The organism is Streptomyces fulvorobeus, from assembly GCF_013167895.1.
Classification (GTDB): Bacteria; Actinomycetota; Actinomycetes; order Streptomycetales; family Streptomycetaceae; genus Streptomyces; species Streptomyces fulvorobeus.
The window spans coordinates 4,493,490-4,509,030 of the sequence record NZ_BLWC01000001.1 but is presented as its reverse complement, the minus strand read 5'-3'; the positions used below and the strand labels follow the sequence as shown (position 1 = coordinate 4,509,030).

13 protein-coding genes and 2 pseudogenes are annotated in these 15,541 nt (G+C 69.6%); 3 read left to right on the top strand and 12 right to left on the bottom strand.

Annotation, left to right across the window (positions count from 1 at the left end):
- Positions 1-39 precede the first annotated feature (39 nt).
- Complete coding sequence (locus Sfulv_RS20450) at positions 40-429, top strand: hypothetical protein (protein ID WP_179764197.1); 390 nt, start codon at positions 40-42, stop codon at positions 427-429.
- 78 nt (positions 430-507) lie between these two features.
- Here Sfulv_RS20450 and Sfulv_RS20445 read toward each other — a convergent pair whose 3' ends face one another.
- The 5 genes from Sfulv_RS20445 to Sfulv_RS20425 form a co-directional block, all read right to left on the bottom strand.
- Positions 508-1,248: a hypothetical protein gene (locus Sfulv_RS20445; RefSeq protein WP_173316034.1), complete on the bottom strand. Its 741-nt coding sequence runs from the start codon at positions 1,246-1,248 to the stop codon at positions 508-510.
- 474 nt (positions 1,249-1,722) lie between these two features.
- Positions 1,723-2,994: a hypothetical protein gene (locus tag Sfulv_RS20440; protein ID WP_173316033.1), complete on the bottom strand. Its 1,272-nt coding sequence runs from the start codon at positions 2,992-2,994 to the stop codon at positions 1,723-1,725.
- Complete coding sequence (locus tag Sfulv_RS20435; protein ID WP_173316032.1) at positions 2,984-3,553, bottom strand: DUF6114 domain-containing protein; 570 nt, start codon at positions 3,551-3,553, stop codon at positions 2,984-2,986. The genes Sfulv_RS20440 and Sfulv_RS20435 overlap by 11 nt, the downstream gene beginning before the upstream one ends.
- A 95-nt stretch (positions 3,554-3,648) precedes the next feature.
- A complete protein-coding gene (locus tag Sfulv_RS20430) occupies positions 3,649-4,290 on the bottom strand; it encodes a DUF6230 family protein (protein ID WP_173316031.1) in 642 nt (213 codons plus the stop codon).
- Between the two features lie 600 nt (positions 4,291-4,890).
- Positions 4,891-5,871: a tetratricopeptide repeat protein gene (locus Sfulv_RS20425; RefSeq protein WP_173316030.1), complete on the bottom strand. Its 981-nt coding sequence runs from the start codon at positions 5,869-5,871 to the stop codon at positions 4,891-4,893.
- 336 nt (positions 5,872-6,207) lie between these two features.
- Between Sfulv_RS20425 and Sfulv_RS20420 the strand changes: the two are divergent.
- A pseudogene (locus Sfulv_RS20420) lies at positions 6,208-6,849 on the top strand (TetR/AcrR family transcriptional regulator); the annotation flags it as partial.
- Here the strand turns inward: Sfulv_RS20420 and icmA are convergent.
- The 3 genes from icmA to Sfulv_RS20405 form a co-directional block, all read right to left on the bottom strand.
- Complete coding sequence (gene icmA / locus Sfulv_RS20415) at positions 6,825-8,525, bottom strand: coenzyme B12-dependent isobutyryl-CoA mutase large subunit (protein WP_173316029.1); 1,701 nt, start codon at positions 8,523-8,525, stop codon at positions 6,825-6,827. The pseudogene Sfulv_RS20420 and the gene icmA overlap by 25 nt on opposite strands.
- A gap of 80 nt (positions 8,526-8,605) precedes the next feature.
- Complete coding sequence (locus Sfulv_RS20410; protein WP_173316028.1) at positions 8,606-8,932, bottom strand: DUF3817 domain-containing protein; 327 nt, start codon at positions 8,930-8,932, stop codon at positions 8,606-8,608.
- 43 nt (positions 8,933-8,975) lie between these two features.
- Positions 8,976-9,485 (bottom strand): MarR family winged helix-turn-helix transcriptional regulator, encoded by a 510-nt coding sequence (locus Sfulv_RS20405; protein WP_173316027.1) that lies wholly within the window; start codon positions 9,483-9,485, stop codon positions 8,976-8,978.
- Positions 9,486-9,783: 298 nt separating this feature from the next.
- Here Sfulv_RS20405 and Sfulv_RS20400 point away from each other — a divergent pair.
- Positions 9,784-10,817 (top strand): annotated as a pseudogene (locus Sfulv_RS20400) (glycoside hydrolase family 6 protein).
- Positions 10,818-10,838: 21 nt separating this feature from the next.
- Here Sfulv_RS20400 and glxA read toward each other — a convergent pair.
- From glxA to Sfulv_RS20380, 4 genes are all read right to left on the bottom strand, one after another.
- A complete protein-coding gene (glxA, locus tag Sfulv_RS20395) occupies positions 10,839-12,791 on the bottom strand; it encodes a radical copper oxidase GlxA (RefSeq protein WP_173316026.1) in 1,953 nt (650 codons plus the stop codon).
- A gap of 3 nt (positions 12,792-12,794) precedes the next feature.
- Positions 12,795-14,612: a glycosyltransferase family 2 protein gene (locus Sfulv_RS20390; protein ID WP_173316025.1), complete on the bottom strand. Its 1,818-nt coding sequence runs from the start codon at positions 14,610-14,612 to the stop codon at positions 12,795-12,797.
- Between the two features lie 175 nt (positions 14,613-14,787).
- Positions 14,788-15,081, bottom strand: a complete 294-nt coding sequence (locus tag Sfulv_RS20385) for an MTH1187 family thiamine-binding protein (RefSeq protein WP_173316024.1) — start codon at positions 15,079-15,081, stop codon at positions 14,788-14,790.
- Positions 15,078-15,425: a DUF3817 domain-containing protein gene (locus Sfulv_RS20380; RefSeq protein WP_173316023.1), complete on the bottom strand. Its 348-nt coding sequence runs from the start codon at positions 15,423-15,425 to the stop codon at positions 15,078-15,080. The genes Sfulv_RS20385 and Sfulv_RS20380 overlap by 4 nt, the downstream gene beginning before the upstream one ends.
- Positions 15,426-15,541 lie beyond the last annotated feature (116 nt).

Genomic DNA, 15,541 nt, shown 5'->3' with positions numbered 1-15,541 from the left:
CATCCAGATCGTTGGGAAACACTCCATGAGGATCCAACAATGAGTCGCATGCTGTTCGTGCTCCGCTATCGGAACGGTCAACCGGAGCCCCTCGACCTGGAGCTCGTACGGGAAGTCCTGGCGCCGTACATCGTCGCCGCTGACGAGGACCTCATGAACGGCGTGCTGATCCGGACTCCCGACGGCCACGAGGTCGACGTGGACGTCAACGAGATGTGCGTCGCCGTCAGCCGTTTCCCGCCTGGCCGGTTCTTCGATGTCCTGGCCGAACTGGTGGACCGGCTCGGGGCGAGTGTGACCCCGTCGGACCGGCCGGTGATTCTCCGCGAGGAAACGGACCGGGCGCACCTTCCTGCGGAAGCGGGGGAGGGGGCAACCGTCGTTGCCATGACAGGCCCGGTCCTTGAGGGGTATCTCAGCGGCTCCTGACGGAGGGCGCGAGGACTAGGGGGCCTCCGGTGCACCGTGCACCAAGGAGGCCCCCTTCTCCTACGTACGGAACCGGCGTCAGCCCTTCGCGTCGGCGAGCCGCTTCAGCTGGGCCTTGATCACGGGCTCCGGGATCGCTGCCTTCTTCGCGTCCAGCATGTTCACGCCGTAGAACGCCGATATGATGCCCCCGCTGCGCACCACCGTGTACGTCATGGGGACCTTCTGCTTGCCGATGTCGCCGGTGATCCGGTAGCCGACGGCCTCGTCGCCGAGCTTCGGCGCCGGGAGGCTCTCGACCTTGCCGTAGGTGAGGCCCAGGGTCTTGAAGCCCTTGGGGCAGTCGGTGACGGCCGCGCGGAGCTCCTTCATCGCCCGGGTGGCGTCGTCCTCCGAGTGGGAGGCGAGCCACATGGAGCCGACGGTTGCGTTGGTCGCCTTACTTGGCTGCAGGGAGCGGTGCACCGTGCTCACCGCGGGGAGGTGCGTGAACCCGCCGATGAGGCTGGCAAGCGGCTGGCAGTCCTTCTTGTCGGCGTCCATGCCACGGCCAGCCTCGACCTCCGCCTTGGCGATCTTCTTGGCGTCGAAGCCCGCGGTCTTTCCGGTGATGGCGGCCTTCTCAAGGGCCTTCCCGTCGAGCGCCCCCAGAAGCTTTGCCTCGGCCGTCTCTTTCTCCTCGAGGCTCTGCTTGGTGTTCGCACCGGCGCTCGCGCTCGGCTTCTTACCGTCGGAATCCGCCGATTCGCCGCTGCACGCGGATATCGCGAGAAGGGCCGGTATCACGGCGGCAATAGGGAGGGCCCTGCGCAGTTTCATGGTCTTTCCTGGCATCTCTCGCGGGAAGGAATGAGCGAAATGATCTTACCGGCGGCCGTGAGCCTCTCTCGTTACGTTTTGGTGTCGGCTGCCGCCGTTCAGTCCGTGTCGGACACGTCCCTGGGGCCTGGCGCGGTGGCTTGAGAATGACTGGTCAAGCAGCTCCATGACTATTTGCGCGGACGGGTCCGAATCACGGAGGGCCGGGAAGCCGAGCCGACCCGCAGCGATCATCGGCTCCCAGTCGGTGAAGGGAGTCGCGTCGACCCAGGGCGCTTGCAAAAGTCGGGAGCCTGGTTGATCCGGCGTAAGGGGTGCGAGTTCGAGCGGGCGGCGGGTGCCCCGCGGGGCACCCGCCGCCCGCTCGAACTCGTCTGGTCCCCCGGACCTCACATGGGTGTGGGCCGTACCCCTCGCGCGAGGGGTACGGCCCACACTCATACCTTGCGTCTCCCGAACGGGCCTGTGTCTCGGCTAGCTGTTGCTGCCGGTGAAGAAGTTGGAAAGTCCGGGCACCTGCAGCGAGCCGCCGAACTGGCCGGCCTGCGTCACCTTCACCTTGGTGAAGAAGGCGAAGGGTACGTTCAGCGGCGGCGGGGTCTGCGGGCTGAAGGTGATCGGGATGAGGCCGAAGAGGTTGCCCTTCAGCTCCTCCGTGTACATCGTCACCTCGCCGTCGCGGATCGTGGACGTGGAGCCCTTTTCCGAGGTGACGTGACCGGTCGTGCCGGCCGGTCCGGCCGTCAGCTGGTGGAGGTCCTTGATGTCGATGGAGGTCGCGGTGAACTTCAGCACCTTCTTGATGCTGCCGTCCGCCCTCTTCACCTCGACGATGCCCTTGTAGTCGAGCCCGTTGAGCGTGAGCATCGTCGACTCGAGGACCCACGGCTCGTTCGGGAGCAGCGGGATGCCCTGCTCCAGGTCGGCCGCGGCGAGCGCCTCGGGGTCGGCGGTCGGACACGGGAAGCGCTCCTTGGCGCCGTCCGGGATGTCCTCGTCCTTCACCGGGTCCAGGCCCTTGACGCGCTCGTCGAGCTCCTCTACCTGCTCGCCCGCCTTGTCCGCAGCATCGCGGATGGCGTCGGCGGTCTTGTCGACCGTGTCCTTCGCATCCTCGGCCGGCTTGGTCGCCGGTTCGCTCGCGGGGGTCTCCGACGGCTTCGGTGACTCGGTGGTGGGAGTCGGGGACGGGCTCGCCGTCTCCTTGTCCGGTCCGTCGAGCAGATCCTTGAGCGCGTCACCGACACCGAGGGGGTCGAGCGGGTTCTTCGTCCCTGTGGGCTCGGGCGTCGCGGCCGGCGTCGTCGCGGACCTGTCCCGCTCGGTGGCGGCGGGAGCGGTCGGGCTCGCCGAGGGTTCGGGCACGGCCGGTTCGGTCGCGTCCGGCTTCTCGGCCGGGGCGGTAGCACCGGCGCCCGGCTTCGCACTCGGCGTGGCGCTCGGCGTGGCACTCGGAGTCGCGGTCGGCTTCGGCTCCTGCGACTCGCCCGGCTCGTCGGAGCGGGTGACGCAGGGGCCAGGGGCGAAGGGGATGTCCGAGGCGTCGTTCGCCATCGCGAGCCTGGGGGTGAGCCCCATGCCGACGAAGACCGCCGTGGGCATCGCGGCGAGCGCGAACGCCTTGCCCGCGGGTATCTGCAACTTCGTCAGCAGCGACTTCCTCGGGGCCGCGTGGCGCGGGCCCTTCCGCTCGCGGAGGTGCTCGCCGGTGACCGTGTCTGTCGGCTGTCCTTCGTCACCCCGCACGATGCCCCCCGCCCTCGGTCTCGGCCGCCGCGTCGTACGCGGCCGGCTTCTGCTGGGGCACCGCCGCCCCGTGGAACGCCCCGTCCGCGGGCGCGGCCTGCGGTTCGCCCTTGCCGTACCGGTCCTGGTACGGCTCCTGGTACGGGTCCTCGGCCGCCACCGGCTCCCCCGGTGCCCACGAGATGGACAGCGCGCCGCCCAGCATGGAGAGCAGGAAGCCGATCAGGAAGCCGCCTATGTTGGCGACGGGTATGGAGATCAGCGCCAGCAGGATCGCCGCGACCCCGGCGAACACGCGCACGATGTGGTGAAACCACATGGTCAGGCCCAGCGTGACGAGCAGGACTCCGATGATCAGCGATCCCGCACCGGCGGTCGTGGACATCGCGATCGTCATGTTGCCGAGGTGCATGTTCGCGTACGGGAAGTACGCGATGGGTAGACCACCCACGATGGTGAAAAGGCCCGCCCAGAACGGCCGGTTACCCCGCCAGGCGCGGAATCCCCGCCGGAAGACGGTGAGGTGGTGCTCGTTCTGCCCTGTGGACTCGGGGCTCATGGAAAACAGCTCCCTGGAACCGGTACTGCCGTGAGAAGAGAAGGGGTGGGCGGCCGGAGGCCCTCAGGGAGCGTTCCGGCCACCCGGGCGAGTGCTTAGAAGCACTCCTCGACGCCCTTGTGCAGCCGCAGCTTCAGGTCGCTGAGCTTGAACGTGCCGGCGGTGGTTGCCCACGCCGTCTGCTCCACACCGGTCAGCGTGGCAAGCCTGGCCCGCTGAGCGAAGCCGTTCGGGTTGACCGCCTTCTCGGTACCGGTCTGGATACCGGGCTTGCCCATCGAGCCGGCCGCGACGCCGATGTCGATGTCCTCGAAGTACGCATCCGCGTCGAGCTGAGCGACGTCGAGGTACAGATTCGTCGCCACGACAGGGTTCTTCGGGTCCGTACCGGCGTTCAGCTCCAGGCTGACGCTGCCGAGACCGAAGGGCAGGTCAGGCGTGACCACCGACTGGCACATGTTGGTGATCGTGGCCTTGCTGAAGCCCGACACCGCCACTGGGTGGGCAGCCTTCTTGCCCTCCAGGTCCGTGCCGACAGCGACGCTGCCGTACTGGACGAAGTCCTCACCGACGAGCCTGTCCGTGCTGACCTTGAAGCTCTGGCCGGACACGGCGAAGGACGCGGCCAGCGCACCCTGCGCGAGGCCCACACCCACTGCTGCGGTCGCGACGACGCTCGGCACCATGACCAGAGCGAAGCGCTTCCATCTCGTGCCACCGCGGACCTGGGAACTCATACATTTCCTCCTTCTCGGACGTACATCTCCGGAGCGAGCTCGTGCCCGGCCTGGGATGGGAGAAGTGCTACGTCCTCGGGAAGGAGAGCGCCCGGACCGGAGGCGCGTACCGCATCCGAATCACCGGCGATCACCCCCGAGCGACAACCACTGGGCACGCTTCTGCGCGACCGGTTCGGACAGGCCCCGCCGGACGGCAGGAACCCCCCTGTCCGCGGTCGGCGCCACTGTCGCCGACCGGCCCGGTGGGGACCCGAAGGGTCCGCCGGCCCCGACTGGTGGTGGGGCTTGGCGGTATCGGACCGAGCCTGGCCGATCGTGGTGCATTCACGGCCGGGACACAAGGGGTGTCGTTACTCGCTAGTAACGGGCCGATAACCGAGCCGCGACGAGGCGGTGTCGAGCGGCCACACAGGGTGGTGCCAAACGGACACCGGAATAGGAAAAAGGGGGTCCTTAAGCGGACAGATCCCCAAGGGCGCTTTACTGCGAGTAACAGCGCGCACCTTTGTCAAGATTTGGTAAAGGGACCAGGTCCCTTATCGCCCCGGACGCGAAAACGGCCGTGGTGCCCGAAGGCGCCACGGCCGTGTTGTCACATCAGAACAAGACACGCGCCAGGGCGGCCCGCGCCGCCGTGACCCGGGGGTCGTCGGGTCCGATGACCTCGAACAGTTCCAGGAGGCGGAGCCGTGCGGCGTCCCGGTCGTCGCCGAAGCTGCGGCGGACGGCCTCCACGAGCCGTCCGAACGCGTCCTCGACGTGCCCGCCCACGAGGTCCAGGTCGGCGGCGGCGATCTGCGTCGTCAGGTCGTCCGGCTTCTCGGCGGCGTCCCTGCGCACCTGCTGCGGGTCCATCTTCTGGACCCGGCCCAGCAGTTCCGCCTGGGCGAGACCGAGCTTGGCCTCGGCGTTGGCCGGATCGTCGGACAGCACGTTCTTGTACGCCTGGACGGCGCCGCCGAAGTCGTTGGCGTCCAGTGCCTGCGCCGCCGCCTCCAGCAGCGCGTCGTACGGCCCCGCCGGCACCTCGGCCGGCACGTGGCCCGCCGGGTCCTCGCCCTCGGCGGCGGGGCCGACGACGATCCCGGTGAGACCGAAGCGCTCCTCGCCGACCTGGATCAGCTGGTCGAGCGTCTCGCGGATCTGGGCCTCGGGGGCGGCACCCTGGAAGAGCGGGAGCGCCTGCCCGGCGACGACGGCGAAGACCGCGGGGATGCCCTGGATGCCGAACTGCTGCATCAGCATCTGGTTGGCGTCGACGTCGACCTTGGCGAGCACGAAACGGCCGTTGTACTCGACGGCCAGGCGCTCCAGGAGCGGGCCGAGCTGCTTGCACGGCTCGCACCACTCGGCCCAGAAGTCGATGACGACCGGGACCTCGGCGGAGCGGGTCAGCACATCGCGCTCGAACCCCGCCTCGTCGACGTCGATCACGAGGGAGCTGGGGGCCGCGGCGGCACCGCCGCCCTGCCGGGAGGCGTCGGCACGGGCCTGCTCGGCCTTGGCCTTGGCCTCACCGGCTGCTTTCACGGCGGCGAGGTCGACGACGCCGCTCATGGACATGTTCCTAGGCTGCATGCGTACATCCTCCCCGTGGACAGGCCGTTACGTGAAGCGGTACGGGAACCGGCTCCGTCCGCGGCCTGCGCCGGTGTGCGCGGCGTGCGGACGGACCCGGTCCCGGGGACCGGAAGGCCCCTGGTTTCCGGTGCCGGGTCCCCACCCGGCTCCTGTGGTTGTCGATCGGTCGTGGCGCGAACCGGGTGCGAACCCCCGTCCATACGCTACGACCCGTAGCGTAACTCCCCGGCGGCCCTCAGGGACAGGAGGCACCGGTGATCTGTCTCACGGCCACCGGACACGGCGGACCTTACTTACCGGCGGGTATGGTCGCGGGATGCTGAGCCGCAGCCACCCGAAGCCCCCCGGACAGGGCGCCCGCGCAGTGCCGCGGCGGACGAGGCGATCCTGGAGGCGACCCGTGCCTCCCTCGTCGATCTGGGCTGGTCCAAGCTGACGATGGGGGACGTGGCGCTGCGCGCGGGGGTCGCCAAGACGACGCTCTACCGGCGCTGGGCGGGCAAGAACGAGCTGGTGGTGGACGCCGTGGCGGTCCTCTTCGACGAGCTGGAGCTCCCGGACCTCGGCAGCCTCTCCGCCGATGTACAGGGAGTCGTGCTCCAGTTCGCGGCGCTGCTGGAGCGGCCGGAGACCAAGACCGCGCTGATGGCGGTGGTCGCGGAGTCGACCCGCGACGAGGCGCTGCGGACCCGCATCCGGGATTCGATCGTGGCCCGGCAGAAGCGGCTGGTGCTGCTGGGGCGGGAGCGGGCCCAGGAGCGCGGGGAACTGCCCTCCGAGGCCGACCCGGCCACGGCGGCGCGGACCGCGGACCTCATCTTCGACGTGATCGCCGGCGCGGTGGTGCACCGGGCACTGGTGAGCGCCGAGCCCGTCGACGCCGACTGGGCCCAGCGCTTCACCGTGCTGCTGATCGCGGGACTGGGCGCCACCGCGTCGGGCCGGGTGGATCAGAAGCCCGGCGGCTCCGTGTAGGTGCCCCATTCCTCGCGCAGGACGCCGCAGATCTCGCCGAGGGTCGCCTCGGCCCGTGCGGCCTCCAGCATGGGCGCGATCATGTTCGAGCCGTCGCGCGCGGCGGCCAGCATCGCGTCCAGCGCGGCGCGGACCCTGGCGTCGTCCCGGCCGGCCTTGCGGCTCGTCAGTTCCCGCACCTGCTCGCGCTCGACCTCGTGGCTGACGCGGAGGATCTCCAGGTCGCCGGTGACGGAGCCGAGTGCGGTGTTGACGCCGACGACGCGCTTGTCGCCCTTCTCCAGCGCCCTCTGGTAGACGAAGGCGGACTCGGCGATCTCGCCGGTGAACCAGCCGTCCTCGATGCCGCGCAGGATGCCGGAGGTCATCGGGCCGATCGGGTGCTTGCCGTCCGGGTGGGCCCGGGTGCCGCGCTCCCTGATCTGCTCGAAGATCTTCTCGGCTTCCGCCTCGATACGGTCGGTGAGCTGCTCGACGTACCAGGAGCCGCCCAGCGGGTCCGCCACATTGGCGACGCCGGTCTCCTCCATCAGCACCTGCTGGGTGCGCAGGGCGATCTCGGCGGCCTGTTCGGAGGGGAGCGCGAGGGTCTCGTCCAGGGCGTTGGTGTGCAGCGAGTTGGTGCCGCCGAGGACGGCGGACAGGGCCTCGACCGCGGTCCTGACGACGTTGTTGTACGGCTGCTGGGCGGTGAGCGAGACTCCGGCCGTCTGGGTGTGGAAGCGCAGCCACTGCGCCTTGTCGGTCTTCGCCCCGTACACCTCCTTCATCCAGCGGGCCCAGATCCGGCGGGCCGCGCGGAACTTGGCGATCTCCTCGAAGAAGTCGAGGTGCGCGTCGAAGAAGAAGGAGAGGCCGGGGGCGAAGGTGTCGACCTCCAGCCCGCGGGACAGGCCGAGCTCCACGTATCCGAAACCGTCAGCGAGGGTGTACGCGAGCTCCTGCGCGGCCGTGGCTCCGGCCTCGCGGATGTGGTAGCCGGAGACGGAGAGCGGCTTGTACGCGGGGATGTCGCGGGCGCAGTGCTCCATCAGGTCACCGATGAGGCGCAGATGGGGCTCCGGCTGGAAGAGCCACTCCTTCTGCGCGATGTACTCCTTGAAGATGTCGGTCTGGAGCGTGCCGTTGAGCACGGCCGGATCGACGCCCTGGCGCTCGGCGGCCACCAGGTACATGCAGAAGACGGGCACGGCGGGGCCGCTGATGGTCATGGACGTCGTGACGTCACCGAGCGGGATGTCCCTGAACAGGACCTCCATGTCGGCGGCGGAGTCGATGGCGACCCCGCAGTGCCCGACCTCGCCGAGCGAGCGGGGCTCGTCGGAGTCGCGGCCCATCAGGGTCGGCATGTCGAAGGCGACGCTGAGTCCGCCGCCGCCCGCGGCGAGGATCATCTTGTAGCGCTCGTTGGTCTGCTCGGCGTTGCCGAAGCCGGCGAACTGGCGGATGGTCCAGGTCCGGCCGCGGTAGCCGGTCGGGTGGAGCCCCCGGGTGAAGGGGTACTCACCGGGCCAGCCGATCCGCTCGAACCCCTCGTACGTGTCGCCGGGGCGTGGCCCGTACGCGGGCTCCACCGGGTCTCCGGAGAGCGTGGTGAAGTCCGCGTCGCGCTTGCGGGCCTTGTCGTAACGGGCCTGCCAGCGGCGGCGGCCTTCCTCGATCGCGTCAGCGTCCATTCCTCGAATTTACTAGGACGTCCTAGTAAATGTCGATGGCAAACCGCCCTGCGCTTTTCGCGCGGGGCGGTCGGGGGGGGTCAGACCTCGGCGGTGACCGGTGCGGGGTCGGTGACCAGGGCGCGAGCCTCGCGGCTGACCTTCGGCTCGACGAAGAACGAGGCGAAGGGGATGCAGCCCGCGGCCAGCACCCACAGGAGCTTGCCGAAGGGCCACTTCGCCTTGGAGCCGAGATCGAAGGCGAAGACGACGTAGACGATGAACAGCACGCCGTGGATCTGGGAGATCAGCATGGTGTCGCCGGTCTCGAACCCGTACTTCGCGATGATCGCCGCGGTGAAGACGAGCAGCCAGACGGCGGTGACGTAGGCCATCACCCGGTAGCGGGTGAGCACGTTCTGTTTCATGACCACGAGCGTAACGGGGCAACCGGGGCGATCTTGCAGCGCCCTACCGCTCCTCGAAGTCCCTGGCCGCGACCCGCAGGGGGCGCAGCGTCGCGAAGATCTCGGCGCACTCCTCGGCGTCGTACACCCCGAGGCCGAACTCCATGGCCATCAGGTCCCGGGTGGCCGACTCGACCACCTCGCGGCCCTTGTCCGTGATGGAGGCGAGGGTTCCGCGGCCGTCGTTCGGGTTGGGGCGCTTGTCCACCAGACCGGACCTGACCAGCCGGTCCACGGTGTTCGTCACCGAGGTGGGGTGCACCATCAGCCGCTCGCCGATCTTGGACATCGGCAACTCGCCGGCCTGGGAGAACGTGAGCAGCACCAGCGCCTCGTACCGTGCGAAGGTCAGCCCGTACGGCTTGACCACCGCGTCGACCTCGGCCAGCAGGATCTGCTGCGCCCGCATGATCGAGGTGATCGCGCCCATCGAGGGCACGGGCCCCCAGCGCCGCTGCCAGAGTTCGTCGGCGCGGGCGATCGGATCGAAGGGAAGGCTGAGCGGCTTCGGCACGGCACGACCTTACCCAGTGGTCACATGCCGGTCTGCCTTGTCTCGCACTTCGGTACCGCACTTCTGTTCGGAAGCCGTCCGGGGGCGTCGGAGCGGCCGTGCCCCTGTCGCGCGGTGGCCCGGCCCTTGCCTGGAGGCGGCACGGGTCCGGAGCCGTACGGCCGTACGGCGCCCGGAGTCGCGTCGGCGGTGTCGGACCACCACTCCGCGTGAGCGATATGTCACGATGGGTGACACTTGTGTATCCGTCTGTACCTGTGCCCTTGCCTGCCCGTGCGCCACTGTCCGAGGGGGCTGGATGTCCGGCCGCAGAATCTTCCCCGTACGCACCACCGTGCTCACCGCCGTGGTCCTCGCCGCCACCCTGTCGGCGGGCTGTGCCTCTCCGCCCCCGGGGTCCGGGAGGCAGTCCTCCGGCACCGGCGCCGTACGGGGTGAGGCCGCGCCGAGCGCCGCCGCCCCGTACTGGGTGGACCCCGACAGCGACGCCGCCCGCCAGGTCCGCGCCTGGGAGAAGCGGGGCCGCGCCGAGGACGCGAAGGTCCTCAAGCGCATCGCCGACCGCCCGGTGGCGGACTGGCCGGCCGGTGACCAGCCGGCCGCCGGAATCCGGGCAGCCGTCCGCAGCGCCGCGAAGAGCGACCAGAGCGTGCTGCTGGTGGCGTACAACATCCCGCACCGCGACTGCGGCGCCTACTCGGCGGGCGGCGCGGCCGACGCGGAGTTCTACCGCTGGTGGATCGGGGAGTTCGCCGGAGCGATCGGCGGCGCCCCCGCCACCGTCGTCCTGGAACCGGACGCGATCCCCCACATCGCGGACGGCTGCACCCCGCCGGAGCACCACGAGGAGCGGTACACGCTCCTCGCCGAGGCCGTCGACACCCTGAAGAAACTCTCCCGCACCAAGGTCTACCTCGACGCGGGCAACCCCGAGTGGATCAAGGACCCGTCGAAGCTGGTCGAGCCGCTCCGGCGCGCGGGGATCGAGCGGGCCGACGGCTTCGCGCTCAACGTCGCCAACTTCCAGACCAACGCCACGGTGACCTCGTACGGAGCCAGGCTCTCCGCCCTGACGGGCGGCTCCCACTTCGTCATCGACACCAGCCGCAACGGCAACGGCCCGCTCTCCGGGGACCGTGCCGAAGCCTGGTGCAACCCGCCCGGGCGGGCCCTGGGAACACCCCGGCCGCCCTCACGGGTGAGGACGGGCTCGACGCCTATCTGTGGATCAAGCGGCCCGGCGACTCGGACGGCACCTGCCGCGGCGGCCCGTCGGCGGGCACCTGGTGGCCGGAGTACGCGCTGGGGCTGGCCGAGAGGGCGCGGTCCTGAGCCCTCCCGGCCTCCGGCCGCTCAGCCGACCCTGACCCACTTCGCCTCGGACGGCGTGCCGTCCGTGTCGGTGACGAAGAGCATGTACCAGCCGGGCGGCACGAGCGTGCTGTCGTCCGGCAGCTCCACCGTCACCCCGCCCCTGCCCTTCCTCAGCCCGAGCTCGACCGAACGCTGCTCCACGTCGGTGGTGTGCGTGACGGCGCTCGGCCGCATCAGCCGGGCGGTGGCGATCCTGGCGGGGTCGCTGACCTCGAAGGTGGCGCTGCCACCGCGTACGACGTCCTTGGGCCCGGCGCCGATCACCGGCCGCTCGCCCTTCCCGTGCAGCGAGGGGGGCGTGTAGACCTCCATACGCTGTTCGAACCTGCCCAGCTTGGTGTTGTCCTTGTCGCCGTAGAGCGAGTCGGAACCGAACGTCGCCACACGTCCGTCGGGCAGGAGCAGTGCCTCGGAGTGGTAGTTGCGGCCGACGGTCGGTGCCGCCGCCTCCTCGAAGGCGTTGGTCCTGGGGTCGTAGAACTGCGCCTTGAGGATGTTGCTGGCGCCGCGGCCCCGGTAGTCCTTCGATCCGCCGGTGGTGAAGACGGTGTCGTCGGGCATGATCACGCTGTTCAGATAACGGGTGCCCTGCGGAAGGTCCGGGCCCTTCTCGAAGAGCGGGCTGTCGGCCTTGAGGTCGACGATCGCGGTGCGCGCGGTCGACTTCTTGGACTCGCCGACCCCGCCGCCGCCCAGGATCATCACCTTCTGGTCCTGCGCCGGCGGCAGCATCAGGGAGGCCGCGGTCTCGGTCTCGTCGGTGTCGGTGAGCCCGCCGACCTCGGTGAAGGTGTTCTTCCTCAGGTCCCACACCCCCGGCACCCTGCCCTTGTCGGCGGGCCCGTAGCCGGCGTTGGCGCCCGGGTAGAAGAGTTTGCCGCCCTTGGTCAGGAAGAGCGCCGGGTAGGTCGGGAAGTAGTGGAAGGGGCCCCTGGACCACTTCTTCGTCTTCGGGTCGTAGATCTCGTTGTCACCGGGCAGGATCGCGCCCACGTCGTCGAGGCCGGAGACGGCGAGCACCCTGCCGTCCTCGAGACCGACGAGCGTCGGATACCAGCGGGCCTCCTTCATGGGGTCGACGCGGATGTACTTCTCGGCCACCGGGTCGAACTCGTACGCCGCCCTGATCCCCTGGAAGTCCTGCTTGTCCATGGTGATCTTCTCGGCGAGGCCGTAGGCGTTGTCGGCGGCCTTGCCCTTCAGCCCCTCGATCTCGTACTGGGCGGCCTCGGTGGTCACCGCCTGCGGTCCCTCGGTCAGCGACTCCACGAAGACCCGCGCCTCCGCGGCGGTCACCTTGGTCTTCCACGGCTTCATCCGGCCGCTCTTGAAGTAGTCGACCTCGAACTCGCGCTTGGCTCTGGGCACGGTCACGTCGAACCGCGAGACGTACTCGGCGCCGGACGGCGAACGGAAGACGGTGCCCTTCTTGAGGGTGAGGGGCTTGTCCGGGTTCTCGTTCTTCACCCGCATCCCGCCGCCCGCCCGTTCCACCTTGTCGTCCAGGACCTCGTAGCGCGCGGTGCCGCCCGCGACCAGCAGCCGGCCGTCCGGGAGCGCCGCGTGGCCGCCGCAGAAGAAGTCCTCGGGCGTGGGGATCTTCTGGAAGGCGTTCGACTCCGGGTCCCAGAGGACCGTGTCGAAGGTGCCCTCGTCGAAGTGCTGCTCGTCGTTGCCCGAGCCCGCCACGATCAGCACCTTGCCGGTGTGCAGCAGGGCGGCGTGGATGGCGTTCGTCCGGTACTCCTCGGGGATGTCCACCCGCTTCCAGGAGCCGTACCGGGCCTTGTAGGCAGGCTGGTCGATCTTGTACGCGTGGTACCGGTCCTCGGCGAAGGAGAGCGCCGCCGGAGCGTTGAGCCCCGCGAGCACCACGATGGCACCGCCGCCCAGGAGCGTCTTCTTCATCCGTTTCGTGGGCGTGTACGCCATGGCTCAGTTCCCTCCTGCGGTGGTGGTGGAAGCGGCGGCGGCGGACGACGAGGCCGCCGACGCCGTGGTGGTGGCCGTGGTGGTGACGAAGGCGGGGGCGGAGGCGGGGGCCTTCACCGGTACGGGCACGACCCTGCGGGGCCGGCCGCGGTGCTCCCGCCAGACCGTCCAGGACCAGACGGCGACCGGGGAGAGGGAGATGGCCAGGGCCAGCACGGCCCAGGTGCGCATCGCCGCGTGGGTGTTGCCCAGCTGGACGGAGGCGATGAGCGAACTCAGCAGCACAGCCGCCCAGAAGAGGTGGATACGGAAGGTGAGCAGCCGGTCGGGGCTGGTCTGGCCGCCCTTGGGGGTGACGACGAACCGCCCGTCGGTGCGCAGGACGGCCGAGCCGAGCGACTTGAGGTAGATCGGCGCGGAGAGCGCGGACATCGCCATGCCCGCGAGCCCGCCCGATCCCTCGGGTTCGTGCGGGGAGACGTTGTGGCGCCGGTTCCAGAGGTAGAGGCCGATCTGGAGCGCGGCCGCGTCGCTGTAGAGCATCAGCCAGATGGAGGCCGCGACCTGGGTGCCGGAGGCCCCGAGCCAGAGGAACAGCACACAGCTCACCACGCCCAGGAGCCAGTTGACCGCGGTCATCGGGTAGTAGACGAGCATCAGGGTGTAGCTGAGGAGCCGGCCGGGCGGGACCCGGAACAGCGCCTTGCCGTACTGCCGGAACAGCGTCTCGTACGTCCCCCTGGACCAGCGCAGCTGCTGGGTGAAGAAGTCGGTCCAGGAGGCCGGGCCCTCACCGACGGCCAGCACGTCCGGGGTGTAGACGGAACGCCAGTACCTCCCGGTCAGGGGGTTGCGGCGGCGGTGGATCTCGAAGCCGGTCGCCATGTCCTCGGTGATCGAGTCGTACAGCCCGCCTGCCTGGCGGAGCGCCGCGATGCGTACGACGTTGTTGGTGCCGACGAACATGGGGGCGCCGTAGCGGTTGCCCGCGCGCTGGATCAGCGCGTGGAAGAGGAACTGCTGGGACTCGGCCGCCTTGGTGACGGCCGACTCGTAGTTCCCGTAGACCTGCGGTCCGACGACGAAGGCGATGTCGGGGTCACGGAAGTAGCCCGTCATCCGTTCGAGGAAGTTGGGCATGGGCACGTGGTCGGTGTCGACGGAGGCGAAGAAGTCGTAGCCGTCCCCGTGCATGGCGAGCCAGGCGTTGTAGTTGCCGTGCTTGGTGCGTGCCTTGTGGACGCCCTTCCTGCGGTTCCACTCGGGCACCCCGCGCCTGGTGAAGTGGTGCACGCCCAGTTCGGCGCAGAGCATCCTGGCGGCCGGGTCGTCGCCCTCGTCCAGCAGCCAGATGTCCAGCGGACCGTCGTGGTGCATCCGCACGGCGCCCTGGAGGGTGGCCCGCACCATCGAGAGCGGTTCCTTGCCCGGTACGTACGTGGTGAGGAACGCGACCCGCCTGCCGGGCTCCGGCCTGACCGGGACCGGGTCCCTGGCGACCAGCGTGGCGTGCGCCACCGAGACGACGTTGACCAGCATGAACAGCTCGATCAGTCCGATCGAGGTGAGCATCACCGCGTCGGCCAGGACCAGCCAGCGTTCACCGTTCTCGCGCTCGGTCCAGTGCGAGGGCCAGACCAGGTACAGGAGCAGCAGGCCGGTGAGCACCGGGGCCAGTGTCATCAGGAGCACTGCCCTTATTCGGTGCTTCTCCGTCGACAGCAGACTCCGGTACCGCACCCGGTATCCCGCCGCGTCCGGCTCCGTGAGCGGACCCGCGAGCCGGCTGTGGATGTCGTAGTCGTAGCCCTCCGACCGCACCGTGCCTCCAAGTGTCGAACGGGTTGGTAATCCCAACAGAAAGGGAGTTCCAACGGCGTGGCGACTCGACAGGTCCGAGTGAGGGGTTTTGGGATCGGAACGCGTCAGGCCCCGGCCGTGTGGCGGCGGGGGCCTAACGGGTGAACGTGGAGGGCCGTGCGGGGCGGCCGGGGCGTCAGCCCGCCAGGTGCCGTTCCACCGTCTCGACCTTGGACGTGAGGCCGTCGGTGACGCCCTGGCGGATGTCGGCCTTCAGTACCAGGGAGACGCGTCCGGCGCGTGCCTCGACCGCGGCGACGGCTCGCCTGACGACGTCCATGACCTCGTCCCACTCGCCTTCGACCGAGGTGAACATCGCGTCGGTGCGGTTGGGCAGCCCGGACTCGCGGACCACGCGCACCGCGTCGGCGACGTACTCGCCGACGTCCTCACCGACACCGACCGGGGAGACCGAGAAGGCGACGATCACGCGACCACCCCTTCGCGGCGGGCGCGGCCGGCGATGACGCCGTCCGACTCGTACCGCTTGATGAGCTTGTCGCCGTACAGCCCGCCGAAGGGCAGGAGCGAGAGCACGAAGAAGAGGGCGACGCGCTTCAGCGGCCACTTGGCCTTGACCCACACGTCCAGCAGGAACACCGCGTAGATCACGAAGAGCACGCCGTGCAGGATGCCGAGCGGCATCATCAGGAAGTCGATGTCCGAGACGCGGCTGAGGATCGAGCCGAAGAGGATGAGCGCCGGGAAGGAGAGCGCCTCGGGAACCGAGATGAGGCGCAGCCGGTGCAGGGCGGAAGCGGTCTTGATGTCCACGGGGGCACCTTCGGTGGGAGGACGGTGACGGCTTGTGAACGCAGGCACAAGCGGGGACCCATTGTGGCACCGTCCGCGACCGCTCCGGGGGTGGGGGCCGCTTTCCCGGGGGGTGC

Coding starts and splice junctions, on each gene's coding strand:
- Sfulv_RS20410 (WP_173316028.1), bottom strand. CDS start 8,932: ATGAAACAGAACGTGCTCACCCGCTACCGGGTGATGGCCTACGTCACC.
- icmA (WP_173316029.1), bottom strand. CDS start 8,525: ATGGACGCTGACGCGATCGAGGAAGGCCGCCGCCGCTGGCAGGCCCGT.
- Sfulv_RS20450 (WP_179764197.1), top strand. CDS start 40: ATGAGTCGCATGCTGTTCGTGCTCCGCTATCGGAACGGTCAACCGGAG.
- Sfulv_RS20425 (WP_173316030.1), bottom strand. CDS start 5,871: ATGCAGCCTAGGAACATGTCCATGAGCGGCGTCGTCGACCTCGCCGCC.
- Sfulv_RS20430 (WP_173316031.1), bottom strand. CDS start 4,290: ATGAGTTCCCAGGTCCGCGGTGGCACGAGATGGAAGCGCTTCGCTCTG.
- Sfulv_RS20445 (WP_173316034.1), bottom strand. CDS start 1,248: ATGAAACTGCGCAGGGCCCTCCCTATTGCCGCCGTGATACCGGCCCTT.
- Sfulv_RS20435 (WP_173316032.1), bottom strand. CDS start 3,553: ATGAGCCCCGAGTCCACAGGGCAGAACGAGCACCACCTCACCGTCTTC.
- glxA (WP_173316026.1), bottom strand. CDS start 12,791: ATGGCGTACACGCCCACGAAACGGATGAAGAAGACGCTCCTGGGCGGC.